This is a genomic window from Anatilimnocola aquadivae, from assembly GCF_049819085.1.
Lineage (GTDB): Bacteria > Planctomycetota > Planctomycetia > Pirellulales > Pirellulaceae > Anatilimnocola.
Window position 1 is genome coordinate 4,824,150 of the sequence record NZ_CP187419.1, and the last position, 26,921, is coordinate 4,851,070.

At 58.4% G+C, this 26,921-nt stretch carries 27 protein-coding genes; 18 read left to right on the forward strand and 9 right to left on the reverse strand.

Features of this window, described 5'->3' with window-relative positions; genetic code table 11:
• Positions 1 to 121: 121 nt before the first annotated feature.
• Complete coding sequence (locus NA78x_RS19080) at positions 122 to 862, reverse strand: UvrB/UvrC motif-containing protein (RefSeq protein WP_425613967.1); 741 nt, start codon at positions 860 to 862, stop codon at positions 122 to 124.
• 366 nt (positions 863 to 1,228) lie between these two features.
• Between NA78x_RS19080 and NA78x_RS19085 the strand changes: the two genes are divergently transcribed.
• From NA78x_RS19085 to NA78x_RS19135, 11 genes are all read left to right on the forward strand, one after another.
• Positions 1,229 to 2,290: a VWA domain-containing protein gene (locus tag NA78x_RS19085; protein WP_425613968.1), complete on the forward strand. Its 1,062-nt coding sequence runs from the start codon at positions 1,229 to 1,231 to the stop codon at positions 2,288 to 2,290.
• A gap of 354 nt (positions 2,291 to 2,644) precedes the next feature.
• On the forward strand, positions 2,645 to 3,772 hold the full coding sequence (locus NA78x_RS19090) for a c-type cytochrome (protein ID WP_425613969.1): 1,128 nt from the start codon (positions 2,645 to 2,647) through the stop codon (positions 3,770 to 3,772).
• Positions 3,773 to 3,830: 58 nt separating this feature from the next.
• A complete protein-coding gene (locus NA78x_RS19095; RefSeq protein WP_425613970.1) occupies positions 3,831 to 4,469 on the forward strand; it encodes a hypothetical protein in 639 nt (212 codons plus the stop codon).
• Between the two features lie 2 nt (positions 4,470 to 4,471).
• The gene (locus tag NA78x_RS19100) at positions 4,472 to 5,956 is read left to right on the forward strand and encodes a cbb3-type cytochrome c oxidase subunit I (RefSeq protein WP_425613971.1); all 1,485 of its coding nucleotides are present in this window, start codon (positions 4,472 to 4,474) and stop codon (positions 5,954 to 5,956) included.
• Between the two features lie 56 nt (positions 5,957 to 6,012).
• The gene (locus tag NA78x_RS19105; RefSeq protein WP_425613972.1) at positions 6,013 to 6,738 is read left to right on the forward strand and encodes a cbb3-type cytochrome c oxidase subunit II; all 726 of its coding nucleotides are present in this window, start codon (positions 6,013 to 6,015) and stop codon (positions 6,736 to 6,738) included.
• Positions 6,735 to 7,043 (forward strand): hypothetical protein, encoded by a 309-nt coding sequence (locus tag NA78x_RS19110; protein ID WP_425613973.1) that lies wholly within the window; start codon positions 6,735 to 6,737, stop codon positions 7,041 to 7,043. The genes NA78x_RS19105 and NA78x_RS19110 overlap by 4 nt, the downstream gene beginning before the upstream one ends.
• Before the next feature lie 20 nt (positions 7,044 to 7,063).
• Positions 7,064 to 7,240, forward strand: a complete 177-nt coding sequence (locus tag NA78x_RS19115) for a hypothetical protein (RefSeq protein ID WP_202921601.1) — start codon at positions 7,064 to 7,066, stop codon at positions 7,238 to 7,240.
• 7 nt (positions 7,241 to 7,247) lie between these two features.
• A complete protein-coding gene (locus tag NA78x_RS19120; RefSeq protein ID WP_425613974.1) occupies positions 7,248 to 9,401 on the forward strand; it encodes a heavy metal translocating P-type ATPase in 2,154 nt (717 codons plus the stop codon).
• Complete coding sequence (locus tag NA78x_RS19125; RefSeq protein WP_425613975.1) at positions 9,398 to 10,156, forward strand: sulfite exporter TauE/SafE family protein; 759 nt, start codon at positions 9,398 to 9,400, stop codon at positions 10,154 to 10,156. Before NA78x_RS19120 ends, NA78x_RS19125 begins: the two co-directional genes overlap by 4 nt.
• Positions 10,157 to 10,186: 30 nt before the next feature.
• A complete protein-coding gene (locus NA78x_RS19130; protein ID WP_425613976.1) occupies positions 10,187 to 10,573 on the forward strand; it encodes a DUF4405 domain-containing protein in 387 nt (128 codons plus the stop codon).
• A 794-nt stretch (positions 10,574 to 11,367) separates the two neighbouring features.
• The gene (locus tag NA78x_RS19135) at positions 11,368 to 12,219 is read left to right on the forward strand and encodes an alpha/beta hydrolase (protein ID WP_425613977.1); all 852 of its coding nucleotides are present in this window, start codon (positions 11,368 to 11,370) and stop codon (positions 12,217 to 12,219) included.
• A 32-nt stretch (positions 12,220 to 12,251) separates the two neighbouring features.
• Here the strand turns inward: NA78x_RS19135 and NA78x_RS19140 are convergent, their stop codons facing one another.
• The 7 genes from NA78x_RS19140 to NA78x_RS19170 form a co-directional block, all read right to left on the reverse strand.
• A complete protein-coding gene (locus tag NA78x_RS19140) occupies positions 12,252 to 13,664 on the reverse strand; it encodes a DUF1501 domain-containing protein (RefSeq protein WP_425613978.1) in 1,413 nt (470 codons plus the stop codon).
• A gap of 132 nt (positions 13,665 to 13,796) precedes the next feature.
• Positions 13,797 to 14,603, reverse strand: coding sequence for a tetratricopeptide repeat protein (locus tag NA78x_RS19145; protein ID WP_425613979.1), 807 nt, complete (start codon positions 14,601 to 14,603; stop codon positions 13,797 to 13,799).
• 39 nt (positions 14,604 to 14,642) lie between these two features.
• The gene (locus NA78x_RS19150) at positions 14,643 to 15,092 is read right to left on the reverse strand and encodes an acyl-CoA thioesterase (RefSeq protein ID WP_425613980.1); all 450 of its coding nucleotides are present in this window, start codon (positions 15,090 to 15,092) and stop codon (positions 14,643 to 14,645) included.
• 50 nt (positions 15,093 to 15,142) lie between these two features.
• The gene (locus NA78x_RS19155) at positions 15,143 to 15,595 is read right to left on the reverse strand and encodes a pyridoxamine 5'-phosphate oxidase family protein (RefSeq protein ID WP_425613981.1); all 453 of its coding nucleotides are present in this window, start codon (positions 15,593 to 15,595) and stop codon (positions 15,143 to 15,145) included.
• Positions 15,596 to 15,622: 27 nt separating this feature from the next.
• The gene (locus NA78x_RS19160; RefSeq protein WP_425613982.1) at positions 15,623 to 17,062 is read right to left on the reverse strand and encodes a DUF1501 domain-containing protein; all 1,440 of its coding nucleotides are present in this window, start codon (positions 17,060 to 17,062) and stop codon (positions 15,623 to 15,625) included.
• A gap of 10 nt (positions 17,063 to 17,072) precedes the next feature.
• On the reverse strand, positions 17,073 to 19,835 hold the full coding sequence (locus NA78x_RS19165) for a PSD1 and planctomycete cytochrome C domain-containing protein (protein WP_425613983.1): 2,763 nt from the start codon (positions 19,833 to 19,835) through the stop codon (positions 17,073 to 17,075).
• Between the two features lie 136 nt (positions 19,836 to 19,971).
• Positions 19,972 to 20,811 (reverse strand): hypothetical protein, encoded by an 840-nt coding sequence (locus NA78x_RS19170; RefSeq protein ID WP_425613984.1) that lies wholly within the window; start codon positions 20,809 to 20,811, stop codon positions 19,972 to 19,974.
• Between the two features lie 168 nt (positions 20,812 to 20,979).
• Between NA78x_RS19170 and aroH the strand changes: the two genes are divergently transcribed.
• Positions 20,980 to 21,408: a chorismate mutase gene (aroH, locus tag NA78x_RS19175; RefSeq protein WP_425613985.1), complete on the forward strand. Its 429-nt coding sequence runs from the start codon at positions 20,980 to 20,982 to the stop codon at positions 21,406 to 21,408.
• Between the two features lie 198 nt (positions 21,409 to 21,606).
• Positions 21,607 to 22,359: a lysophospholipid acyltransferase family protein gene (locus tag NA78x_RS19180; RefSeq protein ID WP_425613986.1), complete on the forward strand. Its 753-nt coding sequence runs from the start codon at positions 21,607 to 21,609 to the stop codon at positions 22,357 to 22,359.
• A gap of 139 nt (positions 22,360 to 22,498) precedes the next feature.
• Here the strand turns inward: NA78x_RS19180 and NA78x_RS19185 are convergent, their stop codons facing one another.
• Complete coding sequence (locus NA78x_RS19185; protein ID WP_425613987.1) at positions 22,499 to 23,515, reverse strand: TIGR01212 family radical SAM protein; 1,017 nt, start codon at positions 23,513 to 23,515, stop codon at positions 22,499 to 22,501.
• Between the two features lie 115 nt (positions 23,516 to 23,630).
• On the opposite strand from NA78x_RS19185, the gene NA78x_RS19190 reads away from it, so the two are divergent.
• The 5 genes from NA78x_RS19190 (at position 23,631) to NA78x_RS19210 (ending at position 26,855) form a co-directional block, all read left to right on the forward strand.
• Positions 23,631 to 24,089: an FHA domain-containing protein gene (locus NA78x_RS19190; RefSeq protein ID WP_425613988.1), complete on the forward strand. Its 459-nt coding sequence runs from the start codon at positions 23,631 to 23,633 to the stop codon at positions 24,087 to 24,089.
• 141 nt (positions 24,090 to 24,230) lie between these two features.
• Positions 24,231 to 24,539, forward strand: coding sequence for a Dabb family protein (locus NA78x_RS19195; RefSeq protein WP_425613989.1), 309 nt, complete (start codon positions 24,231 to 24,233; stop codon positions 24,537 to 24,539).
• 200 nt (positions 24,540 to 24,739) lie between these two features.
• A complete protein-coding gene (locus tag NA78x_RS19200) occupies positions 24,740 to 25,072 on the forward strand; it encodes a HesB/IscA family protein (RefSeq protein ID WP_145091283.1) in 333 nt (110 codons plus the stop codon).
• Positions 25,073 to 25,314: 242 nt separating this feature from the next.
• Positions 25,315 to 26,289 (forward strand): GDSL-type esterase/lipase family protein, encoded by a 975-nt coding sequence (locus NA78x_RS19205; protein ID WP_425613990.1) that lies wholly within the window; start codon positions 25,315 to 25,317, stop codon positions 26,287 to 26,289.
• Positions 26,290 to 26,375: 86 nt separating this feature from the next.
• The gene (locus NA78x_RS19210) at positions 26,376 to 26,855 is read left to right on the forward strand and encodes a hypothetical protein (protein WP_425613991.1); all 480 of its coding nucleotides are present in this window, start codon (positions 26,376 to 26,378) and stop codon (positions 26,853 to 26,855) included.
• The last annotated feature ends 66 nt before the right edge of the window (positions 26,856 to 26,921 follow it).

Below are 26,921 nucleotides of genomic sequence, written 5' to 3' on the forward strand. Positions count from 1 at the left end.
CTGCGGTTGCGAGCAACGGATTGAGTCCAAAGCCCCGTGAGGTTCGACACTCTTCAGCTTAGAGTGTCCTCCCTCATGGGGCTTTGCTGCTTCTTGATTGTCGATAGGCTGAAGCTCAGCCCTATCGGGCATTCGTCCGCTTGGCTAGTTGATCGCGAATTTCCGCAGCCAACTCGTACTTCTCGGAAGCGACGGCTTCTTCCAGCCGTTCCTGCAGCGTTTGGCCGACGCCAAAGTGTTGCCGCAGCGACTCGCGCAGTTCTACTAGTCGCGTGACGAGTTCGTCTTCGTCGTACTCTTCTTCGGCTTCGTAGTCGGCAAAGACCTTCTTGATCTGATCGAGTCCCTGGTTCAAGGCTTCGACTGCAACCTCCGCGCCACCTTCGCCCAAGGCTGCCAGTGCGGCTGCTTGCGTGCGATGGAACAAGACGAACGGCCGATACTGCTCGTGCGACAGGGTCCACTGATCGTCGGGAGAAAACTCGCGACAGAAGTCCATCAGCCCGAGCGTATGGTCGGCATCGGCGACGGCATTTTCGAATTCGCGCAGGGCGAGCCAGCAGACGCGGCGATGATAATACTGCACAAACTCTCGATCAGCTTCTTCGCACTCTTCTTCCGACATTTGAAAAGTTTCGCCTTCGGCATCGGCCTTCTTTTTCAAATGTTCGTAGAACGTGTCTTGCCCTTCGGGCTTCGTCCCGTCGGGTCGACCTTGCACCTCGAGTTGCAGCAAGCCGAGATCGAGACGCATTTGCAGCACTTCGCGCCCATCGTCTCCCTTCTTCTTGCGGACGCTGATCCCTTGTGGATCATACGGCCAATCTCGTAGGAGCCGATCAATGTTCTCTTTACGTGCCATAGCTCGACCGATTCTTCTGACGGAGGCCGCGACGGTCATGTTCCGCCACTCCCAGTCCCCGACACCAGCAAAATTATACCAACGAGCCCACTCCAAGGGCAGGCTCGTTAGGGCGGGTAGTCCGACTTTGCGGCTGTGGCGGACGCTCGCCCGAACGATTACGCAAGGCGTAGGGGCAAATCTCACAACAAGTCCTGTTGCCAGCGGCAGATAGACAGTTTGCGATCGTGCCCCAAACAGCAATCTGCCGTGGCAATGGTCGACAAAATCGCAGGGCCCTAGGTTGCCTGGGCGCGTCAACTTCCAGCTTGCTCCGCGCCAGCTCGGCTTCGATAATGAAACGGCAAGGGGCAGCGGGAAGAAAGCATGAGCGGAGTTGCCAACACCATCGAAGACGAACCGGCAGGAGTCACCTGGCTCGACCGCTGGGCTTCCGTCGCCGGACTGATGCCGCTTTTGATCTCCCTGTGCTTCCATCTTGCCACGCTGCTGTTGATGGTCGTTTGGCTGGCCCCTGGGCGGCAACTGGCGATTGTCGCCGAACCCGAGCGCCATACCGATATCGTCATCTACAAAACGGGCGACCAGAAGGTCGAGTATCTCAGCGACACTCCCGAAAAGGACAACTCGTCAGCCAGCGCTGCGTCAGCAGCAGCCAGCGGAGTACTATCCGCCACTGAGGCGCTGCCAGCAGAATCGGCAGGCAAGTTGCCCACTACCGTTCAGTTGCCGTCGACCAATGGAATCGGCTTGCCTGCGACAGGCTTTCTGCCGGGCGTCGATGGTGTCGCGAGTGCCAATCGGAATCTTCCCTCGGGCGTGAACGAAGCAGCGATCCTGGCGGAGGATGCTCGCGGCCGCGGCCCCGGCGAAGACAAATCGGGCACTCCCGGCGGACTCACGCTCTTTGGTGCTCCCGCCCGGGGACGAACATTCGCCATGCTCATCGATCGATCGGCTAGCATGGGCGATCAAGGACTCGGTGCCATTCGTTCCGCCGCCAGCGAGTTTGCCACGCAACTGAAATCGCTTAACGAGCAACAACGGGTGCAGCTGATTACGTACCACGCGGTTCCTGCGCAGCTCAGTGCACACTGGCTTCCCGCCACCGACCAAAACAAGCAGAAGCTCGTTGATCACTTGCTCGCCCTGCCGGCCTTCGGCAGCACCAATCACACGGCGGCCCTTGTTGCCGCGCTCAAGTTGCGCCCTGAAGTCATTTTTCTCCTCACCGACGGCGACGATCCCGGCATGGACAACAGCCAACTGAGAATCGTGCGCGAACAGGCCCGCGGTCGCACCACCATTCACACCGTCCACTTCGGTCGCGGCAGCCAAGGCATCGGCTACAGCGATCACTTCATGCGCCGCCTGGCCAGCGACAATAACGGCACTTACGTTTACGTCGATGTCGACAAACTGCCCTGACCGCTACTTCGCCTTTCTTTCCGGCATCGGTTCTTCGCTGTCGTAGTGTGCGGAAAACCGCTCATCTGCTGAATCGTCTTCTTTAGCTGCAATGTCCGATGTGTCCAAACCGCACGCTTTCGGTGATCGCGCGGGCGGCTTCGCACATTAGGTGATGCGCAAGTCCCGCACGAGCATGCACATCGCTAATGTTTCGCAAGGCAAAAAGGGCTTGATTGCAAACCTTGATTGCTTTGGCTCGGGAAGTGCATTTGCGGGACAGCCATCAACTCAGGATGAAGTAGAGCGATCATTCAACGGGCGATTTGCAGCGGCCTCAGTAAACAATTTCTCGAATCGAGCGAGTGAACGTCGATGTCATCGGTTAGTGATAAGGTCGCCTTGTGCGTTGGCATGGCATTCATGTGCATCGCGGGCTGCGGTGCGCCAGTCGAACTGAAGTTCACGTCGCGCGATGATCTGCAGCAATTGCCAAAGAAGCACCAAGAACAGATTCGTTCCAGCTTGGAGGAGTACTTTGGCACGGCTCGCTTTCCGAGGTTTCTCGCCGTCGCGCCTGCTGAGGAGCAGCCGGCAGATGCAGCGTCGCCGAAGCTCGTTGAGCGCGAAGATCGGGGACACCTGCAACACGGTCAGGCCGTTTATCTCAACCAGTGTGCCGGCTGTCACGGTGTGACTGGCGACGGCCAAGGGCCCGCAGCAAAGTACTTGGATCCACCTCCCCGAGACTATCGCTTGGGAAAGTTCAAGTTCACCAGCACTCCCCGTGGTGTAAAGCCTCGGCGAACTGATCTGCAGCGTATCCTTCGTCGCGGGGCGAAAGGAACAAGCATGCCTTCATTTCCTTGGATGGCTGACGATGATCTTGAAGCCGTGATTGACTACGTCATGCTGCTGAGTTCTCGCGGCGAGTTGGAGTATCGCTTGGGGCAAGTCGCGCAGGGAGAACTGGCAGAAGAGGACGACATTGTGCCCGTGCTTGTCGCCGAGCAGGCTCAAGGCATCGCTGCTTCGTGGGATGAGGCCGAGCAACAAATTGTGCGGCCGCTAACACGGGAAATCTCTCCCAGTCCAGAGACGGTTGCTGCGGGAGCGAAGGCCTTTGTGCAACTCAATTGTTATAAGTGCCACGGACGCGATGGACGCGGCATCAAGACAGGAAACATTGGCAAAGATGACTGGGGCCGAGTGGCCCGTGCAGCGGACCTTACCACAGGCACGCTCCATGGCGGCGGTCGTCCGATCGATATCTATCGCCGCATCTATTCCGGCATCAATGGCACTCCGATGCCCGCCTTCGCTCAGCCCGATGCAAACAAAGGCGAAACCGAGACCCAACGCAGCGATACCATCTGGCACCTTTCGCACTTCGTGAACAGCGTGGCAAGTGGCCAGCCCTTGCCCCTGGATGTGATCGACACCGAGATTCGCGAGCAGTTGAAGGCTCAACCCATCGAGCCAACAGCGGCCCCCAGCGAGTAGCAGTTTCGTCCTGTCACGCAGCAATCCAGATCCATTCTCTCCGCAGCAGCGACTTGCCATGACCGAACAGAATCTCAATGCGATCTTGCAGGAGCTAACCGAGTTACGCAGCCGCGTTGCTCAGCTAGAAGCTGAAGCTGTTGAAAGCGAAGCACCGGCATCGCGTGAGTGGTCCCGCGGCTTCTACTTGACCTACTATGCAACTGCTGGCTTCTTTCTGGGTATGATCGCGGCGCTCGTGAGCCTGGCCTTCAACGTGGTTGGTTCGGTTCTGTTCGGCGCGCCGGATCAGCATCCGCTGCAACTCATCAAGGTCTATCTCACATTTGGGCTCGGCGAACGAGCACTCGAGCCGCTGCCTGATGGATTGATCCTGATCATCGGTTGCTGTCTGTATATCGCCACGGGCATGTTTCTCGGCATCCCGTTTCAAATCATCCTCACCCGCTTTGCCAATGGGGGTGGGTTGGCCAAGCGTCTAGCAATTGCCACGGTTGTGGCGCTGGCGATTTGGCTCATCAACTTCTATCTGATTCTCTCTTGGTTGCAGCCTTCCCTGTTCGGCGGCAATTGGATCGTGAACCCGGAACATCTGCCGATTTCGGTCGCCGTGCTCACCCATCTAGTCTTTGGTTGGACGATGGCACTGGTGTATCCGCTCGGCAAATTCGAACCATATCAAGCTCGGACGAAGTGAACATGACTGCACTGGCTGCACCCACTCAATCAGCGCCCCGGCACGAAGAACTTGTCGATGACAGGCTGATCATGTGGTACTACTACATGGCGCTGTCATTCCTGACGATCTCGATGCTCGCCGGCATCCTGATGGCTTTCCAGTTGATCAAGGCGAATCCGCTCAGCGGCATCGAGCTCTTCTCGCCTGGTCGCTGGCGCATGCTGCACACAAACGCCATCGCCTATGGCTTTCTGGCCAACGCCTTCCTGGGCACAATTCACTGGGCCATTCCGCGCCTCACGTTCCATGCGGTCGCCAGCCGCAAGCTGTCGTACTTCATCTTCTTTGCCTGGCAGTTCGTCGTCTTGAGCACGGCCGCGGGCATCATCTTGGGACCAACATTCCAAGACCAACCTTGGGTCATGAACTTGGCCAAGACGTACCACCTGCCGATGGGTCTTGGTGCGCAAGGCTTGGAATGGGGCGAAACTCCGTTCTGGATCGATCCTCTTTCCCTCGTCGGTCTGCTGCTTGTTGCTTACAACTTCATGATGCCAATTGCCCGCACCAAGGGGCCCATGTATGTCAGCTTGTGGTACTTCATGGCGATGTTTGTCTGGACACCACTCACCGTGGCGATGGGCAATCTGCTGCCCGAGTACACCGTCGCAGGGACAAGCGCCGGGGCGATTGGCGGGCTCTTCATTCACGACCTCGTCGGGCTGTTCGTAACGCCGCTGGGCTGGGGCCTGATGTACTACTTCGTTCCGATCATGCTCAAGAAGCCAATCTGGAGCCACGGTCTGTCGCTCGTAGGCTTCTGGGGCCTCGCCTTCTTCTATCCTTTGCAAGGCATTCACCACTTCCTCTACACACCAATTCCGATGTTCCTGCAATACGGCGCGGTGATCTCGACAATTGCGGTCGAACTGGTCGTGGCGACAGTCGTGATCAACTTCTTCGGCACGTTGTGGGGCCGAGGTCGTGCCGTCATCGACAACCTGCCAATTCGCTACTTCTACACCGGCATGGTGTTCTACTTCATCACGTGCTTTCAGTGCGCGTTGCAGGTCACGCTGACCTTTCAAAAGCTGATTCACTTTACTGACTGGGTTGTGGGGCATGCTCACCTCGTGATGTTCGGCGTGTTCACGCTCTGGCTCTTCGGCATCATGACTTACCTAATTCCGCTGCTGCTCAAGCGCGAGTGGTACAGCCGCGCTTTGATCGAATGGCACTATTGGCTCTCGGCCGTGGGGCTCTTCGTCATGTTTTTGGACCTTACGTTGGCTGGCGTGTTTCAAGGTTACTACTGGGCCTCCATGCAACCTTGGGAAGTGTCGACTAACGGCTCGCAGCCCTTCTGGATCGTGCGTGCCTTTGCAGGCTTCATGATGTTCGGCGGGCTGCTCTGTTTTCTCTACAACCTGACCATGACCGTTCGGGGCAAAGTCACACAACCGACCAGCAACGACAGCACTTCCGTCGTCGTGCTCGGTAGCTAACTTCCCGAATCAATCCAGTTCCCGAATCAATGCACTCCTTGGGTGGACTCTAGTCGATGTTCGAAAGCAAAACAGGCATTCTGTTCATTGCGGGAATTGGCTTCTTTGTCTTCGCGTTCGTCAGCAACGGTGCGTTGCCGATGATGATGTACAAAGACCTGCCCGAGAAGACTGCCGAGCAAGTGGTCAACCCGCGGCTCGTTCGTCAATTCCGCAACCTGCAGGATCGCTATCCGGAAGCGTTCCTTAAGGCCTTCGGCGAGTTGCCGGAAGCCAAGGAGATCCCCGCCGATGCGACCGCTGAAGTGCGCGCGGCTCTGCTTGCCGACAATGCCAAGCTCGAAGAGCAAGTGGTGCTCACTTCCGCCGAGGCGCTCCGTTTGGGTCGCCAGGTTTATGTTGGTGAAGGTTGTTGGCATTGCCATAGTCAGTTTGTGCGTCCTGTGTCGAACGAGTCGCTTCGCTTCGGACCCGTTGCCAAAACCGAAGAGTATCAAAACGAATTGCAGCGGCCCGTGATGTTTGGCACACGCCGTGTCGGCCCCGACCTGAGCCGCGAAGGCGGTCGGCGCAGTAACGACTGGCATGCAGTCCACTTTTTCAAGCCCTCCTTAGTCTCGACCGATTCGCCGATGCCGGAATATCCGTGGCTGTTCGACGGCGCGCCAGATCAGCCGAATCGGCGCGGCCTGGCCCTCATCGCCTATGTGCAATGGCTTGGCTCTTGGCTCGATAGCTATCCCTACTACGAAGAAATCGATCACTTGCGGAGCTCCGAATGAACGCGAAAACCACCCCACAACCAGAGGCCAGCGAGTGGCAGTTTCGCGTAACGATTCTGCTCGCGGTCCTCATTCTCATTCCGAGCGGCTACGGCTTCATCGGCAAGTTCATCGAACTGATCAACGTCGCCCGCGGTGAAGCTGGCGGCGCGTTCGCTGTAGCTCCCATCATGAACTATTTGCTCGCCAGCCTCGGCTTTTTTTGCCTGCTGCTGTGGGCAGCCGGTCGCGGCATGTTCCGCGATATCGAAAAACCCAAGCAACAAATGCTCGATCGCGAAGCCTTGCTCGACCAACAAAAGTAACTCCTCGAACCAAGTGAACCATGACGCAGCCTGACCCCACAACTCCCGAGAGCGATCAGAGATTTCACGACTACGTGGGAAACGCCATTCCCTGGTACGTGCGCGTGATCTGGATCGGCTTTTGGATCTTCGCGATCGTCTACACCATCCGGTACGTGTTCCCTTCTTTGCGAGTGGAACTGTTCCAAAGGTTTTGAGCGCTTCATGGCATCTATCACGGGCCAAGTTGCCGATGATCGCGCATCGTGCGACTTCTGCGAACTCCCCATCACGCATGGCGCGGCCGCCGATGAGACAGGTCATCAATACTGCTGTTACGGCTGCCGGTTTGCCGCTTCGATTGCCGCCAGCAGCGGTGACGAAGCCCAATCCCGTTGGACGATGACCAAGCTGGGGTTGTCCGTCTTCTTCTCGATGAACGTGATGGTTTGCACGCTGCTGTTGTGGTCGGAGACATCGGCCACGAACGAGCTCGCCTCGGCCTGGTATGGCTTGTTTCGCTCGGCCTCGCTGCTGTTCTCGCTCCCCGTGCTGTTGCTGCTCGGTCCACCGATTGTCGAAGATGCGCGGCGGGAACTTCTGGCGGGGCGAAGTTCGATGAGTGTGCTGCTGATCGTGGGAGTAGCAGCCGCGATGGGTTACTCTGTTTACTCGGTGATGTTCGGCGGGCATATCTACTGCGAAGTCGCTTGCGCGATTCTGCTCGGCGTCACACTCGGCAAATGGCTCGAAGCCAACGGCAAGTTGCAAACGACGGCGGCCCTGCGGGCAATGTCGCAGCTGTTGCCCGATACGGTGCGCAAGTGGCAGAACAACGTCGAAAGCATTGTGCCGGCCAGCGATCTGCAGCCCGGCGAATGGTTTCGTGTCTTGCCCGGCGAGCGAATCATCGCCGATGGAATCGTTCAGCAAGGGGAAGCACTGGTCGACGAACAGGCAGTCACTGGCGAGAGCGCTGCCGCGCACAAGTTCGGCGAAGCACTCGTCTACAGCGGCACGCTGGTGCTGGATGGTCCGCTGGTAATCGCGGCCACGTCCGCTGCGGGCGAAGGAACGATTGCCAAGATGATCGCCGCCGTCAAGCAAGGGACGGCATCCCGCTCGCACTACGAGCGCTTGGCCGAACGCATCAGTCGCTGGTTTCTTCCGGTCGTGCTGCTGTTGGCCCTCGGTACGTTGGCGATTCATGTCAGCCGCGGCCAGTTCGAACAAGGTCTGCTCGCCGCTGTGGCTGTGCTGGTCATTGCCTGCCCCTGCAGCTTGGGACTCGCTACCCCCATGGCGTTGTGGGCTGCGATTGCTCGCGCCGCTCAGGCAGGGATTCTGATCCGTAGCGGCGATGCACTCACCCAGTTTGCGGCCGTGAAGACAATCTGCTTCGACAAGACCGGCACGCTTACTACGGGCCAGCCTGAACTCACTGCTTGCAACCTCGCTCCTGGCGTCTCGCTTGCACAGGTCTCCGCTCATGTGAACGATCTGGTCGTCGACTCGACTCATCCTCTGGCGCAATCTCTGGCTGGCTGGTGCCGGGAGGAACGATCCAAACCAGCGAGCTTTAGCGGTGTCACCAACTCCCGCCACTTGCCAGGACGAGGCGTTGTTGGCTACTCGGCCGATTTGGGTACCGATGTCTTTCTCGGCAATCGCCGGTGGCTTGAAGCGTGCCACCAAGATTGCCGCGAGCTGAGTTTGCCCACCGACGACGCAGCCGCGGAAACACTCGTGGCCTGGGGCGGTCGAGTGCGAGCACAGTTCTTGTTCTCCGAGCAGTTGCGCTCCGGCGTCAAGAACACGCTGCAGCAACTGGCGGCCGAACCATTGAGCTTGCTGATCCTCACTGGCGATCGTGACTCGCGTGCCAAGCATCTGGCGACCAGCCTGGGCCTGAACTACCGCGCGGAACTGCTGCCGGAAGAAAAGCTGCTGGCGATCCAAACGCTCTCTCTCAGCAACGGCCCTGTGGCAATGGTCGGCGACGGCATTAACGATGCACCGGCCCTGGCGACTGCCGATGTCGGCATATCGCTGGCGGGCGGAACCGATATCGCCCGCCACTCCGCTCCGATTTGTCTGTTGCGTAACGATTTGACTTCCCTCCTCTTTCTGCGTCGTTTGGCTATTGCTACGCGCCACGCACTCCGTTGGAATCTCGTCTGGGCACTAGGCTACAACGTCATCGGCCTCGGTCTCGCTGCAGCCGGTTGGCTCCATCCGGTCATCGCCGCGATTGCCATGGGCCTGAGCGGTCTGTTTGTGGTCACCAACTCATTGGCACTCGCGCGGTTCGAGACCGCGCGACCGGTCGAGGGCGAAGACCATCCCCCGCTCTCGCTCGCCACGGAGGCTTCGCCGTGATCGAACTGCCGCTGGTTTTCGTGGCCGGGGTACTCGGAACCGCTCATTGTCTGGGAATGTGCGGTCCCCTGGCGATCGGTATTAGCACCGGCGCGAAGAGCTGGTCCGTGGCCTTCATCCGACAGTTGCTCTACTCCGCCGGACGGCTGCTGAGTTACTCCTTCCTCGGACTGATGGCCGGTTTTAGTGGCGAATGGATCGCACGTCACACCTCTTCGCTGATCAACGTCCCGGCCGTGTTCGCGATCATCGCGGGCGTCGTCTTTATCGTCAAAGGTTTGCAAGAGACAGGCCTCGCAACGAAGCTTCAACAACTGCTTCAGCGCCTGTTCGGCATGAAACAATCGACCGCATCGAATTTCCATCACAGCGGCAGTTGCGGTTTGCTCTTCGCGCCGTTCTTTCGCGGGCAAGGTCATACCGGTGCCTTGATCGCGGGTGTCTGCACCGGCTTCCTTCCCTGTGGCTTGCTCTACGGCATGCTTACCTTGGCGGCCAGCACGCACCAGGTACTGCTGGGGGGCGCGACCATGCTCGTGTTTGGTCTTGGCACCATGCCGCTGCTGGTGTTGGCGGGAACCACCGGCCAGTTGCTGAGTCTGGGTTCGCGTCGTTGGTTGTTCGGCTTTGCCGCTTGGTGCCTCGTCCTCACGGGCGTAGTCTCGCTGGCTCGTGGTCTCTCGTATGTTTCGTGGGGTGCTCGTCCGGCGGCCGGTTGCCCGCTCTGCACCGCCGAATCGAACTCTACGAAATAGCTTTGTCGTCAGCCTGTGATCACCATGCACTTGTCGCGCTCCCAAATCAACTTCCTGCTCGATGCACTGCTGCTCGTCGTCTTCACCCTGTTGATGGCGACCGCCGTCATCGTCCGCTTTGTCTTTCCGCCAGGCCCCGATGCCGCAGGCTGGCACCTGTGGGGCTACAACTACCAGCAGTGGTGTACGTTTCAGTTCGGCGTCATTGCCGCCCTGGCGCTCGGCATCCTCGTACACCTGATGCTCCACTGGAGCTGGGTCTGCGGCATCCTGGTCACCCAATTCACACGCAACAAGCGCGCGAAGATGGATGAAGGGACGCAAACCATCGTCGGCGTCGGTCTGCTGATCGTCCTGTTGAATCTCGTCGGTGGGGCCATCGCCATCGCTGCTCTTACCATTCAAGCAGCCAAGTGACTCCACTTTCTTACTACTAACCCGATGTGTCTGGCCACGCCTGCGACGGCATTCTCGCCATCGCCCCTAGACATTCTCGCTCCTCGCCTTGATAACCATTTTTGATAACCTTTTCGGCACTTTTGTCGTGATAACCGATTTCCACAACAGCCCATCAGCAATCGACTTACGCGACCGATCTCGAAGAATCGGCCAAAACGGTGATAACCATTTAGGAGCACCTGTTCAGTACCTCTTTCGCGATAACCATTCTCCCAATCAGCCAGCCAGCACTCACGGGCCGAGACACCCAAGCAACCTGCTGACGAAGCGGCGCTGATAACCATTTTTGATAACCTTTTCGGCAATTCTTTCGTGATAACTGTTTGTTCGAAACACCACTGAGCACTCGACTTACGAGAAGCAAAGCGAATATTTTGACGAAATGCTGATAACCATTTTGAGCAGCCTGCTTCCCTCTCACCCGACCTCGCTGTCGCCAGCTCATCGAAACTCAAATTGCTGTCAGGGGTTGAACACTCAAGCCAGCGCATGCGCGTCCGTTGCCCGCGCGAAGCCGCCGTGCCGATGTTCACCTCTCTCCACACTCCGCATTAGTGCGATGCAGTGAGTCATTGTCAAGTATTTACTTATCACCTAATTTAAACTACATTATTACCGTCGCCACATTGACCGGCTCACACCCTGCGAGCGTGGCGAAACGAACAGTACAATTCCTATCGCGGATCGGCTAATTACTCGGTCCCAAGGCACGCACAAGCGACCTCTTTACCTCTCCCATCAGGAACTACCTCATGAACACCCAAGCCATCGCGATTGTCGCAGCGGCTGTGCTGGCATTCGCCGCGTCACCATCGCTGGCCCAGGAAGCCGGCGCCTCGTTCGCCGCTCCGCCGGAGCAGTTTGACGTTCGACGCGAGGGAATCGAGCGAGGAAAACTGACCACGATCGAATACGAGTCGACGACAGTAGGCGAGAAACGCAAAGCACGGGTATACACCCCGCCGGGATACACCACCGATCAGAAGTATCCAGTGTTGTACCTGCTGCACGGGATTGGCGGTGACGAAAACGAGTGGACCCGCAGCGGTGCGCCGGACGTCATTTTGGACAATTTGTTCGCCGACAAAAAAGCGGTACCGATGATCGTCGTGCTGCCCAACGGCCGCGCTGCCAAAGACGTCTCGGCCCGAGATCCCATTCCGAAGCAATCGCCCGCGTTCGCTGCGTTCGAGAAGGACCTGCTGGTCGATTTGATCCCCTTCATCGAAAAAAGCTACTCAGTGAAATCCACTCGCGACTCGCGCGCTCTGGCAGGGCTTTCGATGGGGGGCGGACAATCGCTGAACATCGGCTTAGGGAACCTCGATACCTTCGCCTGGGTCGGCGGGTTTTCGTCCGCCCCGAACACGAAGCCGGCCAACTCTCTGATCAAGGACCCCGCTGAAGCGACTAAGCAACTACGACTGCTGTACGTCTCGTGTGGCGATAAGGACGGCCTGCTCCGAATCACTGAGGGCGTCCACAACATGCTCGTGGAGAAGAAGGTGCCCCATCAATACAACCTCGTTGCTGGCGGCCGCCACGACTTCAATATGTGGAAGAGCGACCTCTATCACTTCGCGCAACGGGTATTTCAGGAGTAGCGCCTGCTGGTGACAACGAATCGCACGCAGCGTTACTTGCTCGCAGCGAGTTCTCGAATCGCTTGACCGTCGCTGACGATCGGAATGGGGCGGCCGGCGAAATTAGGGATGAAAATCCTCTCGTAGTCGATTCCGCAGTGACGATAAAGCGTCGCCAGAAAATCGCCTGGCCCCACGCGCCGATCAATCGGATCTTCACCCTTGCGGTCGGTCGCACCAATCACTTGCCCTGTCTGAATGCCGCCGCCGGCAAAGAGCATGGAGTTCGCCCGTGGCCAGTGGTCTCTGCCCGGTTGCACGGTCCCGGCTTCGCCGCTCGCCACGCCGCCGCCGCTCGAGGCAACGTAGGAAATTCGTGGCGTGCGGCCGAACTCACCAGCCACTACCACCAGTACTCGCTTATCGAGCCCTCGTTGATACACGTCTTCAATGAGGGCCGAAATTGCCTGGTCGAAAAACGGCGCTCGATACTTGAGGGCGTCGAACACATGGTGATTGACGGCGTGGTCGTCCCAATTGGCCACGCGCCCGCACAGCGGACCATCGAATTCGGTAGCCACCACGTCGACGCCCGCTTCGACCAGTCGTCGCGCCATGAGGCACTGCTGTCCCCATTGGTGACGGCCGTAGCGATCGCGCACTTCGCTGGATTCCTTCGATAAGTCGAAGGCCGCTTGTGCAGCGGGGCTCGTCAACAGATTGATCGCTTGCGATTCAAATTGATCGACGGCCGCCATTTTGCCCGATGAATCGAGGTCGTGCTGCAGACGATCGAGCGACTTTCGCAGGCCTAAACGTCGATTAAGCACCTCGTGTTGATCGGCGTGCAAGCCGATATTCGGAACCGCGAAACTGGGCTGGTTGGGATCACCAACAACTTTGAAGGCTTCATAAGTGGGCCCGAGATACGTTGGTCCGGCAATTCCAAAACCGTCGTAGTGATCGACGGGATTAACAGCCACGTAGTTCGGCACCGAGCGAGTCTTATCGCGGCGGAGGTAATTGACCACGCTCATCCAGTCGGGAAAGACCGCTTTGTCCTTGTCTTGGGCATCGGGGTCGCCTCCCAGCACTTGCAGCGAACCCGCCGGATGTCCGCCACCCGTGTGAGCCACCGACCGCAGCAACGCATACTTATCAGCAATCTTCGCCAATTGCGGCAACAGTTCGCCAATTCGAATCCCAGGAACGTTGGTTTGGCAGGACGCAAAGGGCCCGCGATAATCGCTGGGCGCATCCGGTTTAGGATCGAAGGTTTCCAGATGGCTGGCTCCGCCTCGCAGCCAAACCAAGATGATGGCTGTGGAGGATCGGCTCTTCTCGGGCGCAGCCAAGGCTCGCAGCTTGAGCAAGTCCGGTAGCGCTAACCCCGTAAAGCCCACCAGGCCAGCTCTTAGGATTTCGCGACGATTGGATTGCCGAATAGGACGCTGGCGATCGAGCACGAGAAAAGCTCTTTGGAAGGAAGTGAAGGCAGTGTGGTGGAGGGACCGTCATCGTAGTCGCTTTTCGGTACCAATGACAACCTAACCTTCCGCCGCCCCCCGCGCAAATCTCCTGTTGCCTGTTCGCCACCGTTACGAGACCTTCCGCTCCACGCGGGCCACGCACTTCAGCAAGAAGGCGTGGTCCTTCGCGTCCCACGGTTCGCGCAGGTCCGCTGCCTGTTCGTACAGGTCGAGGGCCTCTTCCCAGTTGCCACACTGTTCGTGAGCGGCGGCCAACTGTCGCAAGTCCTGCGTACGGGCACGGTTGATTTCCGCGAGCATGAATCGCAGCTGCGTTTCAACTTTTGCTTTGTCCAACGCCTGGTTCTGCGTCAGGTATTCACCGGCGGTGACAATCGCCGCCTCAATCTCGTCCTTCGTTGGCTCTTCATCAGCCGGCAAGCTGGCGTGATAGATCTCCAGCGCTCGCACGTACTTGGGATCGCTTAGCAGCCGCTGCGTTTTGACGCTATCGACCGGAAAGAAATAAATCCCCGCGGAGATAGCCGCGATAATCAGGAGCGTGATTACCAGGCCGGCGGGAATGCGATAGGCAGTCGGCACCGGCAACGAGGCAAAGCGGTCTTTCCCCAGCAGCGCTGTCAGCTGCTGTTCGGTCGGCTCGAAGAGATTTCCGCCGAAGTACAGGACGTAACGCCCCTTCCAATGCCAGAACGAAAAGCCCGGCGAAAACACATAGGCCCGGCGATAGGCAAAGCCGAGCGACAAGTCGAAGCCGGTCTCCATCTTCAGCATCGCGCGCTGGTCAGGATCGAGTTCGGCGATGGGGACGATGGTCTCTTCCCAGCCAAACGAGGGCCCTTCCTGCTGAGGCTGGGCTGTTGCATGACCGGCGAAGATCAAGCAGCCGATGATCGCAGCCAGCCAGCAAGCCAAACGTATCATCGTTAGGGCCCTTAGGAATAGCCTGCCTAATTAACCGCCGGTTGCCGACACCACAAACGGAGTCAGTTTCGAGCGAAACCAGTCCGGGATCGCCACGGATTCTGGCGGTTTTCCAGGAATGATCCGGCAACAGACGCTGGTGATCTCGCCCACGGCTAACTCGCGTCCCGCGAGCACAAAGCGAAACTGGTAACTGGCACTCTTCTCGCCTAGCCTGCTAATGCTGACTTCGATTTCGATCACGTCTTCGTAGTGGGCCGGTGAGCGAAAATCGCAATGGGCATGCACGCGCGGCCAACTCAGCTTGCCGCCCCCGGCTTTCGTCACCTCGTCTTGCATCACCACGCTCAAGCCTTGCGAGCGCAGCAGATCGTGCTCGGCCTGTTCCATGAAGCGGAAGAACGCCGAAAAGTGCATGATGCCGGCCGCATCGGTATCGCTGAATTCCACTCGCCGCGTCGTCTGAAAAGGTGCAGTCATGCCCCGATTGTGAACTGCACTCGGTGCTTTCGCCACCCCTGGCCGCGGGTCTACGGCTGATCGACCGGCACTTCGTGATACTCCAGGCTCCACTCCTGCATATACCTTACCTGGGTCGGACGGATGCAGTAGACGATCAACTGCGGATTGTCGATCGAGCCGAGATACTGCCGCATGAGCGGATTGGCGGCCCAGATGGCTTCTAGCAATGGGCGGTCGGTGACGACTTCGGCAACTCCGGTAATTCGCACCTGGTTGTGACCGTCATCCATGTAGCACAGCTCGACGCGCGGGTTCGCGGCAAGCTCTTGCGTCTTGTGATAGACCCGCAAATTGGCCACGTAGATCGTGAAGCCATCGGTCTTCACGGGCGACACTGGCCGTAAGCGAGGCTGATCGCCGTCGATGGTGGCCAGCATGGGAAAGCGATCGGCGGCAACGACGCCGCGAGCGAGTTCTGGCACTTTATCGGGATCGAGAGGCAGTGGCTGCGGTTTGGTCATAGCGGGCTGTGCTTGAGGAGAAAAGCATCAAGCGATGATGTCGTGAATCACATTGCCGAAGTCGAGATCGAGCCGTTTTCGTCCGGGGATCTCCATCAGTCGGTGATCGAGCCCCAGTTGATGCAAAACCGTGGCATGCAGGTCGGTTACATAGTGGCGATGTTCGACCGCATGAAAACCCAACTCGTCGGTGCTTCCGTGGGCAATGCCGCCGCGCAAACCACCGCCGGCCAGTGCCACCGAGAAGCCATACGGATGATGATCGCGGCCGTTGCTCCGCTCCGCGCCGGGAGTGCGACCGAACTCGGTGCCGATCACGACGATCGTTTCGTCCAGCAGTCCTCGCTGTTTCAAATCCTTGATGAGGGCCGCGATGGGTTGATCGACTTCGCCGCACAACTTGCTATGGCTCGCTTGCAGGTTGCTGTGCGCGTCCCAGGCTCCCGCGCCACCGGTGCTGCCATGAAAGAGTTGCACGAAGCGAACCCCACGCTCGACCAATCGCCGCGCGAGCAGGCATTGCCGTCCGAAAGTCTGCGTCGGACCTTTTTCGACGCCATAGGCCTGCTTGGTTGACGCGGTCTCGGTGGCCAGATCAACCGCTTCGGGAACTGCCTGCTGCATATGGAAGGCCAACTCGTACGACTTGATCCGCGCGGCCAGTGCCGGATCATCCGGATACTCAACAGCAGTCAGCCGATTCAGTTTGTTGAGCAGGGCAAACTCACGCTGCTGCTCTTCGCGATAGACGCCCTTGGCGGGAATGGCAAAAGGCAAAGGAGCAGCCGGATCGGTGGAAAGTTGCACACCCGCGTGCGCTGGACCGAGGTAGTTCGCGCCGTGACCTTGTTGCCCACCGCAACAATCGGCCAGCGGAGTACCGAGCACACAGTACGACGGCAGATTGTCGTTCAGCGAGCCCATCCCCCAGTCGACCCAAGAACCGATCGTCGGAAAGGGACCTTCGATCGCATGCCGGCCGGTATGAAATTGCAGTTGTGCACCGTGATCGTTGTCGGTCGTCCACATGCTGCGGACAATCGCCAGATCATCGGCACAGGTGCCGAGGTGCGGAAACCAATCGCTCATCTGCAGACCACTTTGGCCGCGCGGGCCGTACCCAACTTGCAACGGATAGATCGTGGGCTGGACCTTGTGATTTCCTTCGATGAACTCGCGCAAGTTCCGCTTGAGGTAAGGGGAATCGAGAACCGCTTTGTGCGGACTCTCGGCAATCGTTTTGCCGGCAAATTTCGTCAGTTCGGGTTTGGGATCAAAGCTCTCCATGTGGCTCATGCCGCCGACGAGAAAAATCCAGATCACGTTCTTGGCTCGCGGCGGCCGTACCAGCCGGCGATGCTCGGGCTCTCCTGCTCGCACCACGCCATCTTTGGCGAGCATGGCACCGAGCGCGACGCCCGCGAAGCCCATTCCTACGTCGGCCAAGAACTGTCGGCGATGTTGCATGGGTAAGCTTTTAGCGAATGGTGACGAAGTCGTTGTGATTGAGCAGGACATGAACCAGATTCTCGCGGGCACGTTCGCGCGGATCGGTCGCGGGATCAATCCCGATGACAGCCCCGGCACCGAAAGACGTCAACGACTTGGTGTCGGTCAGTTGCGCCGCTTGTTCGGCGAGAAACTGCTCGCAGGTTTGCAGTTCGTCGTTCGTCGGTTGGCGACAAAGAACGCACTCGAACGCGGCGCGAATGAAAGGAGTCTGCTGATTGACATCTTGTGTCGGGAACTGGCCGCTCAGTTTCTTCGTCAGCAGGCGAGCTTGCGCAAGCGACAGCGGGCTGTTGCTCATCGCCAGCGCCTGCTGCGGAGCGATGCTTTCGCTGCGGCGATAACACTCGACGACGTTCGGGCTATCGAAGACCGCCAGGAACGTCATCTTCTTCTCTTTTGAATTGCGAAAGTACAAGCTGCGGCGGGGAAGCACAAATCCTTGCGCTGGGTCGAGATCGGGCCCGCCATGCTTCAGGTCCAGCGTGCCACCAAGCGACAGCGTGGAATCGCGGACGACTTCCGCTTCCATCCGCCGGGGATTGGCTCGCCAGTAATACAGATTATCGGGATCGATCGCTTGGTTGGCCGCGGCGACTTCACCGCCGGCCGAGTGCAGCCGATAGGTGCGGCTCGTGACAATCAGCTTGTGCAAGTGCTTCATTTTCCAGCCCGAGTCCATCAGTTCCACGGCCAGCCAATCGAGCACGGGCTGATTTGTCGGTGGTTTCCCATTCATGCCAAAGTCGAACACGCTGGGCACCAGAGGCGTGCCGAAATGCCGCAACCAGATGTGATTCACGGCCACGCGCGCGGTCAGCGGATTGTTCTTAGCCGCGATCCACTTCGCCAAGGCGAGTCGCCGGCCGGTGCTGGTGGCCGGATACTGCGCGGTGAGACGCGTGTAGCTTTCGTGTGGCTGAAGGGCTGCAGTTTTGGCAGTTTCGAGCGTCTTGAGCGCTGCGGTGAAGGCCGTTTCGGCCGCAGTCTGCAGTTTGGCCGCTTCCGCGTCCTTCTTGCCCGACTGACGACGCTGGACCAGCGTCAGCTCTTGTTGAGCCAGGTTCTTCGCCGCTGCAGCGACTGCGGAGGCACGTTCTGCCGCACCTGCTACCAGTGAGAGTTCCTTGGCATTAGCCGCCGGCGGATTGGCAAAATTTGCGTCGTCCGCTGTCACACGGGCACGAATGAATTGCAGATTTGCTTCGGCGGCTAAAAGCGATTTTTCAGCGAGCTCCCGCTTTAAGTCGGCATCAGTGAGTGCGACGGGGACTTTTGGCGGCGAGGGTTCGGCCAGCACGACCGCATCGACAAACTGCGTGCTGAGTTCCATTAGCCCGTTGAACTCTTGCGTTGCCTTTTCCAGCTCCGCTCGTGCCTTCGTGACTTCCGACTCGGCCGCTGACGAGGCTTCTTCGCGGATGAACCTTTGCATTCCGGGATAGCTGACTTCACCCGGCAACGAGACTTGCTGCAGTGCCAAGGCAACGTCACGAAACACGCGTGGCGTTTGGGCGGCCAGCGGCTTGTCTTTCACCGGGTCTTTTTCGTTCCCTCGCATGAAAAGGAACGTCGGCGTTTCAGCTTTGGCATCGTACACCCGCACGACGCCGTCGAGATTCACGTCGGTCTGACCGGGCACGCGATCGGTGCGAATCTCGAGCGGTTCGAAGAAGGCTCGCAGCTGATAGTACTCTTGCTGCGAGAGTGGGTCGTACATGTGGTCGTGGCAGCGGGCACAATTGAACGTCACGCCGAGAAAGGCCTTGCCCGTGTGTTCGATTGTGTTGTCGAGCCAGGTATTGCGATTGAACTTGTACCAATTGCGGACGAGAAAGCCCGTCGCGCGCACGCGCTGCGGATCATTGGGCGCCAGTTCATCGGCAGCCAGCATCTCCACAATCATCTGGTCGTAAGGCACATCTGCATTGAGCGACTCGACGATCCAATCTCGCCAGCGCCAGATGTGAGGCTTGCTCTCGCGCACCTCGTTACCGTAGCCATCCCAGTCGCTGTACCGCCACACATCCATCCAATGGCGACCCCACCGCTGACCGTATTGGGACGAAGCCAGCAACTCGTCGACGACTTTTTCGTAAGCTTGCGGCGAATCGTCGGCAAGGAAGGCGCGTAGTTGTGCGGGAGTTGGGGGGAGGCCGATGAGGTCGAGATAGAGCCGGCGGAGGAGAAGATTTTTGGGAGCGTCTGCGGTTGGGGAGAGACCAAGCTCATGGTGTTTGAGGGAGATGAGTTGGTCGATGGGATGGTGAGACCACAGGGGCGCGGAGTTCGCAGAGGAAGAGAGAAAGAGCGAGGAGGGGCGTTGGGGCGGGGTGAACGACCAGTGGTCGATTTTGGCCTCTTGTTCGGGGGTGGGAAGTTTCGCGCCGGCGTCGATCCAGGTGCGGAGCGTGGCGATTTGCTCGGGTGTGAGCGGATCGCCTTCGGGAGGCATTTGGAGATCGCTGGTACGCAAGACGGCCAACAGCAGGCGACTCTCGGCGCTTTTGCCTGGGACGACGATGGTGCCTTCGTCGCCTCCTTTGAGGATCGCGGCAGCGGAATCGAGCCGCAGGTTACCTTCCTGCGCGAGCGAACTGTGGCAGCGGTAACAGCGGGCGACCAGGATGGGCTTGATGTCGCGCGTGAAGGTCACTTCGGCAGCAACACAGGCGGGAAAGACAAGCAGCGGGATCATCGCCAGCCAATTGCAGCGAGGCGAGCTTGTCATGGGCTGATCCTGATTTGCGATGTCTGGCCGGTGAATCGGTGGCAACGAACGGTGGGTGGTTCAATCGTAAGTGGTCGGTGATTGGGCCTCAAGCGGAAAAAACAGTATCTGCTGATGGGTTTTCTGAGTGCGGTATTCAATGCCCCCACGAGCGGGAGATGGCGACCGCAATTTGTAAGGGAAGCACAACGCTCGTGATAAACCCCAGGGCTGAGAAGAGCCAGAAGACGGTGATCGAATACTCGGAGATTTCGGCGACACCGTCGTCGATGGCTTCGCGCATGCGGCGGATGAACCCATAGAACGTAAAGAGGGGAGTAAAGGCAATCAGCCCAACACCGAACAAAAAAGTTCCCACGACTGCAAACGGAAACAGGATCAAACCCAGAAAGCCAGCGATCAGGGCGCCGATGATCCAACTGCCAAGAAAGAAGCCAGCGAACTTCGGCAGCCAACGACGCGCCAGGAGCCACACTCCCACCAGCATCATTTGCCAACCTACGCTGCAATAGACGGCCAGCGCTTCTTCGCGAAACAGGCCACGCACGGGTAGAACCTTGGTGCCGATGACCGAGTCGAGCGAAGCCCGCTGATCGCGAAACAGCACGGGATCGCACACCAGGGCAACCACGGGCATAAGCAGCAACCAGACGAGATCAAACATCAGCATTTGCCGGGCGGTCTGGCCTGGGTACCAGCGAGGATAGATCACGTTTGTCCACAAGACGCAGCCGATGAACGTGACGCCCCCTCCCCAGAGCCCAAACGCGCGAACCAGCGCGAGGGGAATCGCCAGCAGAGTTGTGACTAGCATCAGCTCCCACAGCGAGAAACGCGGAGGTGCTTCAGCGGGCAAATTGGCCTCTTTGCCAAGCCGGAGCACTTCGGCGATGGCCCGGCGCTCGCGCAGTTCCTGCTCAGCCGCCGATTCGGCAGGCAGGTTAGATTCGCGCGGTGACGAAGCTGGATCGGTCATATGTTTTTTCGGCGTTAGCGGGCTCGTCTGATCCTATACGTTGGCGGGCCGGAAGTGTATTCTGAGCGAGTGCTGGATGTCTGATCCGGCGTGGCCAACAAACCAATTCTTCTCCCAATTCACACCAGCCTGCGGGCTGGGACGATTCAGCGCCAGAAAGTTCCTGTCATGCGATGCCGAGGGGTGCGTGGGGCTACGACGGTCGAAGCAAACACGCGCGACGAAGTCCTCACGAACACACGCCAACTGCTGGCGCTGATGATTCGGGCCAACAAGATCGAGCCCGAAGACGTGGCCAGTGCCATGTTCAGCGTCACATCGGACCTGAATGCCGAATTCCCCGCGCTAGCTGCCCGCCAACTGGGCTGGCTCGATGTCCCCCTGCTCTGCACCTACGAAGTGGACGTGCCCGGCAGCCTGCGCCGCTGTATTCGCATCATGATTCACTGGAATACCGAGACGCCCCAGCACGAGATTCACCACGTCTACGTCAAAGAGGCGACCCGGCTGCGCCCCGATCTTTCGAAGCTCCCCGCCGTCGATTTCGACGAGCTCGAACGCTGGATCGCCGAGCAGATGCAGGCCTTCCAAAAGTAGCGGCGTTTTGTCGCACTTGGCCAATGCTTGTCAGCTAGCAGGCTGTTCCCGGCAAGATCGCCCTAGGTGGCCAAGCAGATTCTGCTACGATCAATTCTTCGTTTCTCGCTTGAAGTGTTTCTCGGGGCGAGAGAGGCACCCGATTCGCATGTGACAGCGGCCGCTCTTTCGTCGTTGCACTGGAGGCTAAGGTTACGGATGGCTCGCAAAAAATCGTCGTGGAAGGCCCGAGTGTTTCGCGCTGCGGCCTGGCCATTGTCGGTTGCCTTTCGAACCTGGTATAGCACGCTACGCGTCCATCACGACGTAGCCGACCCTGCCCACGATCCACGCGTGACCAAAGCTGGGGCCCTTTACGCCACCTGGCACGAAGACCTGTTCGTCAACGGCAATGGCTTCAACGATTGCAACATCCACGTGATGATCAGCAGTTCATCCGATGGCGATTTCGGCACCAACATCGTGAAGCACCTGGGCTATGGCGCGATTCGAGGTTCGTCGGGCCGCAACGGCGTGCGAGCCTTGAGGGAAATGATTCGCAATGTCGAAGGGACAAATGTCGGCATCACGCCCGATGGCCCCAAGGGGCCGCGACGCGTGGTGAAGGAAGGGGCGACTTACATCGCCTCTCGCACGGGCATGCCCGTGGTGGCGATGGGCACTGCCTATAGCTGTGCAACTCGCTTTAGCAGTTGGGATCGCATGGCACTCGCCTGGCCCGGCACTCGAGCCGTGGTTTGCTTGTGGCCGGCGCTGGTGGTTCCCGCCGAAGCCGATGCCGAACAACTGAAAGCCGCGACGCAACAGCTGCAGAACAACATGTTCCTGGCCAACGAACGGGCTCAAAAACTGCTGACCGAGTGGGTCAACACGGGCCAACGCCCTGCTGCTCAAGCGGCCGAAAAAACGCTGGACACTCCGCAGTCGGAAGACGTAACTCGCGCAGCGTGATCTCAGAAAAAGAGCCTATTCGTTGAAGAATGGCCGGGTTTATCAACAGCACCTATGCATATTCTTCGAGCGCCACGAGCGCAGGTGTTGATAAACTCCACCCATTTATCAACACCCTCGCTTCCGACCACTGCGCGACTTACGTCGATTGGATGGCGGGCTGCCAGAACTTCCCCTGCCAGGTATCGCGCGATTGGAATTCTTGGTCCAGGGCGTTAAGCAGGCCCGGCTTGTCGAGGCACCAATTGGGCCCGATGAGATAATCGGGCGGGGCATCGCCGCTGACACGTTCGACGATCATCGTCGGCGGCAGCAGTTCGAGAAAATCGACGAGCGTGCGCACGTACTCGGGCCGTTCCATTAGTTGTACTTCGCCGCGGGCGACCTGGTCGGCGAGTTCGGTTTTCTTCACGGCATACAGGTTGTGAATCTTGATCGAGTCGGGCCGCTCGTGAGCCATGGCGTGGGCCGTCGCGAGCATGTCGTCGTGCGTCTCGCCAGGCAGACCGAGCATGATGTGGGCGCAGATCTCAAAGCCGCGTCCCCTACTGCGGCGCATGGCATCGGGAAAGCAAGCGTAGCCATGTCCGCGATTCATCCACTCTAGCGAGCGATCGTGAATCGTCTGCACGCCGTACTCCACGGCGAGGTAGGTCTTGCCGGCGACTTCTTCCAGCAGGTCGAGCACCTCGTCGGGCACACAGTCGGGCCGCGTGCCGATGGCCATACCCACGACCTGCGGATGTTCGAGAGCGCGGTGATAGACTTCTCGAAGTCGCTCGAGCTTGCCGTAGGTGTTGGTCGCGGGCTGAAAGTAGGCGATGAAGGTATCGCAGTCGTAGCGGATCTGGAGTCGGCGGATGCCGTCGTTCACCTGGTCGAGAATGTCCAGCCGCTTGATTCGCCGGCTAGGGCTAAAGCTGCGGTTGTCGCAAAACGTGCAGCCGCCGGTGGTGATGCTGCCATCGACGTTGGGACAGGTGAAACCCGCGTCGAGGCTGACCTTTTGGACACGGCGACCAAATTTGTGCCTAAGGAAGCGGTTGTAGCTGAAGTATCGCAGGCCGGCGGCTCGCCAATCGAAGGTAGGCGGGCTGGCGCAATCGATTCCGGGGGTGCTCGTCGAGGCATCCGCCCGGTTGTTGATTGACGACATATCAGACCTACATTAGATTGGGTTGAGGCGGTGACCCGCATGTCTGAGGGGGTTCTTGTCATTACTCCCAACTAACGGTACAGGCAGGCAGTGCACTACTCAAGGGACCAGAGAAATGTACGGCGAACTCGTTCCAATCGGCGGCGGTGACCCGATTCCTCTCCTCAAGCCGAACCTGACGATTGGTCGGCGTGAGAACAACGACATCGTGCTGCGCTTCGGCAACGTCAGCGGCACGCATTGCGAACTCAAGCTGGAAAGCGGCTATTGGTACGTTAATGACCTGAACAGCGCGAACGGCGTGAAGGTCAACGGCACCAAGGTGATGCGCAAGCGCGTCGATCCTAACGACGAACTGACAGTCGCCAAGCACAAGTACAAGATCGCCTACACCCCGAGCGATTTGGGGGCGACAGGCGCTCCGCCGAGCGACGAACAAGACTACATGCAAATCATGAGTCGCCCACTGCTGGAAGCTGCTGGTCTCGCCAAAAGACAGTTGCCGCCCAGCAAGCGATACGATGTCAACGATCAAGCTGCAGGGCAGTTGAAGCAGAAAAAAGGGCTGGAGTAAGCACTCGCCCGGATTTCAAAACGTGCCGCCAACGAAGGGCCGGTTCTGCTATGCTGGTCCGCTTGTCTGTTTCTGCGCCGGCGTCGCGCTAAGAACAGAGCGGTCTGTCCGGCCTGCCCATTGAGGATTTGAGGAACTGTCATGCTCGCGCACATGGTTTATTTCAATTTGAAAGATCGGTCCGAAGCGTCCGTCGAAGGGATGCTCGCCGCTTGCAACAAATACTTGAACGGACATCCTGGCACCGTGTTCTTTGCCGTTGGCAAGGTCGTTCCAGACCTGACTCGCCCGGTGAACGTGACCGACTTCGATATTGCCTTGCACGTGGTTTTCGACGGTCGCCCGGCCCACGATGCCTACCAGACGCACCCCCGGCATATTCAGTTTATTGAAGAGAATAAGGCCAATTGGGATAAAGTGCGGGTCTTCGACTCCTACGTCAGCCAATAGTCGGCGGGTGGCCAGCGACGGTTCCCTTGCGTTTCCTTCGGGTTTCGCTGGGTTCCCTTGTCCGGAATGCCCTTTTCTCTGCCTCGCAGAGAGGTATACTTCAACAGAGGCAATGACGGCAGCCAGTTTTGCCGATAATACGATTGCCGCAACTACGAATAGTGACTGCCAGTTTTCTGGTTTATGGTTGGAGCAGATAAATGAGCATTACGTTGACCGAGCGGGCCGCCAAGGAAGTTCAAAACTACAAGAACTCGGTGCAGGCCCCAGTTGAAGATTTCCTCCGCGTTCGCCTGATGGCTGGTGGCTGCAGCGGCCACTCGCCCAAGCTCGATCTCGACAGCAAGTTCGACGAGAAGGCCGACAGCCGTTACACCTTCCACGGTGTGGATCTGGTTGTCGACAAGAAGAGCGAACTCTACCTGGAAGACGCCACCATCGACTTTGTCGAAGGCTTCGACCAGAGCGGTTTCAAGGTCGACATTCCGATGGCCAAGAAGAGCTGCGGCTGCGGTAGCTCGTACCAGTTCTAAACCGCTGGCTTAGACCGATCATCGTTGAAGACATTCAAGCTCGCCTCCCTTTGTGGGAGGCGAGCTTTTTTCGTGACCATCTCAATCGCGTCGAGGCGAGGTCGGTCGATTGAGCGAGGCTGCGCCAGGGAGTAGACTTCTCGCCTGCTGAGTCTTACACGCCGTTCCTTTCCGATTGAGGACCTTCCATGTTCGCTGGTTTGAAACTTCGTCTGGCCTGTTTCGCGGTAGGAGCTTGTCTGGTGGCTGCATTGAATCCGTTGCAGGCCGCTGATGACGCCGAGAAGGTGCAACTGAAGGGTGGCGACCGAATCGTGTTCCTTGGCGATTCGATCACCCAAGGTGGTGTTGGTCCCAACGGCTACGTAACTCTGATCAAGCAGGAACTGGCCCAGCAAAAACTCGATCCGGCCGTGGAAGTGATTGGCGCGGGGATCAGTGGCAACAAGGTGCCGGATCTGCAGAAGCGGCTCGATCGCGACGTAATCAGCAAAAAGCCGACCATCGTGTTCATCTATATCGGCATCAACGACGTCTGGCACTCCGAGAGCGGCCGTGGGACGTCGAAGGAAGACTTCGCCTCCGGGCTGAAAGACATTATTCAGCGAATTCGCGATGCCGGTGCCAAGGTGGTGCTGTGCACGGCGTCGGTGATTGGCGAGAAGCACGACGGCAGCAACAAGCTCGATACGATGCTCGACGAGTACTGCGATATCAGCCGCGGCGTGGCGAAGGAAACCAAGGTGCAGTTGCTCGACCTGCGCAAGGCATTTCTGGAACACAGCAAAGCGAAGAATACCGACAACAAAGAGGCTGGGATCTTGACCAGCGATCGTGTGCATCTGAATGCGGCGGGGAATCAATTCGTAGCGACGCAAATGCTGGGAGCTTTAGGTGTGGAAAGCAAGAAGTCGGGTTTGCTGCGGCACGTTGTCTTGTTCAAGTTCAAGCCCGAAGTGACCAAGGAGCAGGTTCAAGAAGTGGTTGATGCCTTCGCGGCATTGGCCAAGAAGATTGCCGAGATCAAGGACTATGAAGCCGGGACCGACGTAAGCGTCGAAGGGAAGTCAGAAGGCTTCACGCACGGTTTTGTCGTGACTTTTGCCGATGAAAAAGGTCGGGCGACCTACTTGCCACATCCGGCCCATGACGAGTTTGTGAAGCTCGTCGGCCCCCGTATCGACAAGGTGCTGGTGTTCGATTATTGGACGAAGTAAGCGGCAATCGACCAGCTTCTTGAGTCATCCTGCTCCGCAAGGTGATGCTTTGCCGCATCGCAGTGCATTCATCTCGACGGAGCGAGATGACTAGCACGCTGTCCCAGTTGAAAGGTTTCCTGGTGGGGAACATCGACATTTCTGATGTTCGTCGTCGCTATGAAGACATGACTGATTTGTGGCCGAGGCATGCCATTTTGCATCTGGATTCCAAGTGTGAGGGGACAGCAAGTCAGTGGGTGGTTGAATGTCTTCTGGCGGCAATGAGATCAAGTCGCTGCCCCGAGAGTGAGATCACGAGACTCTTGAAATTCATGAGCAGTGCTGATCGCGACGCGATTATGAAACTTGCCGCTGACTACGAAACCCATCAAGCCAACAAACTGATGGTGGCAGTTGCTTGTATGTTGGTGAGCCGTGTAGCAGTTATCGACGGCAGCTTGCCGCGTGGGAGATCTTATTTGCTTGCTGCGATGTCTCACCTTAGGGACTATTGCTTGGCCAATGAGATATCGCCCGACTTTATATTCTCGCTTCTAACCGCCGCAGATTTGGCGAACGAGTAGCAATCAACTCGCATCTTGGAGTAGTCGACCTTTTGGCACCGGGCGATGTCATCTCTTCGTAGTCAT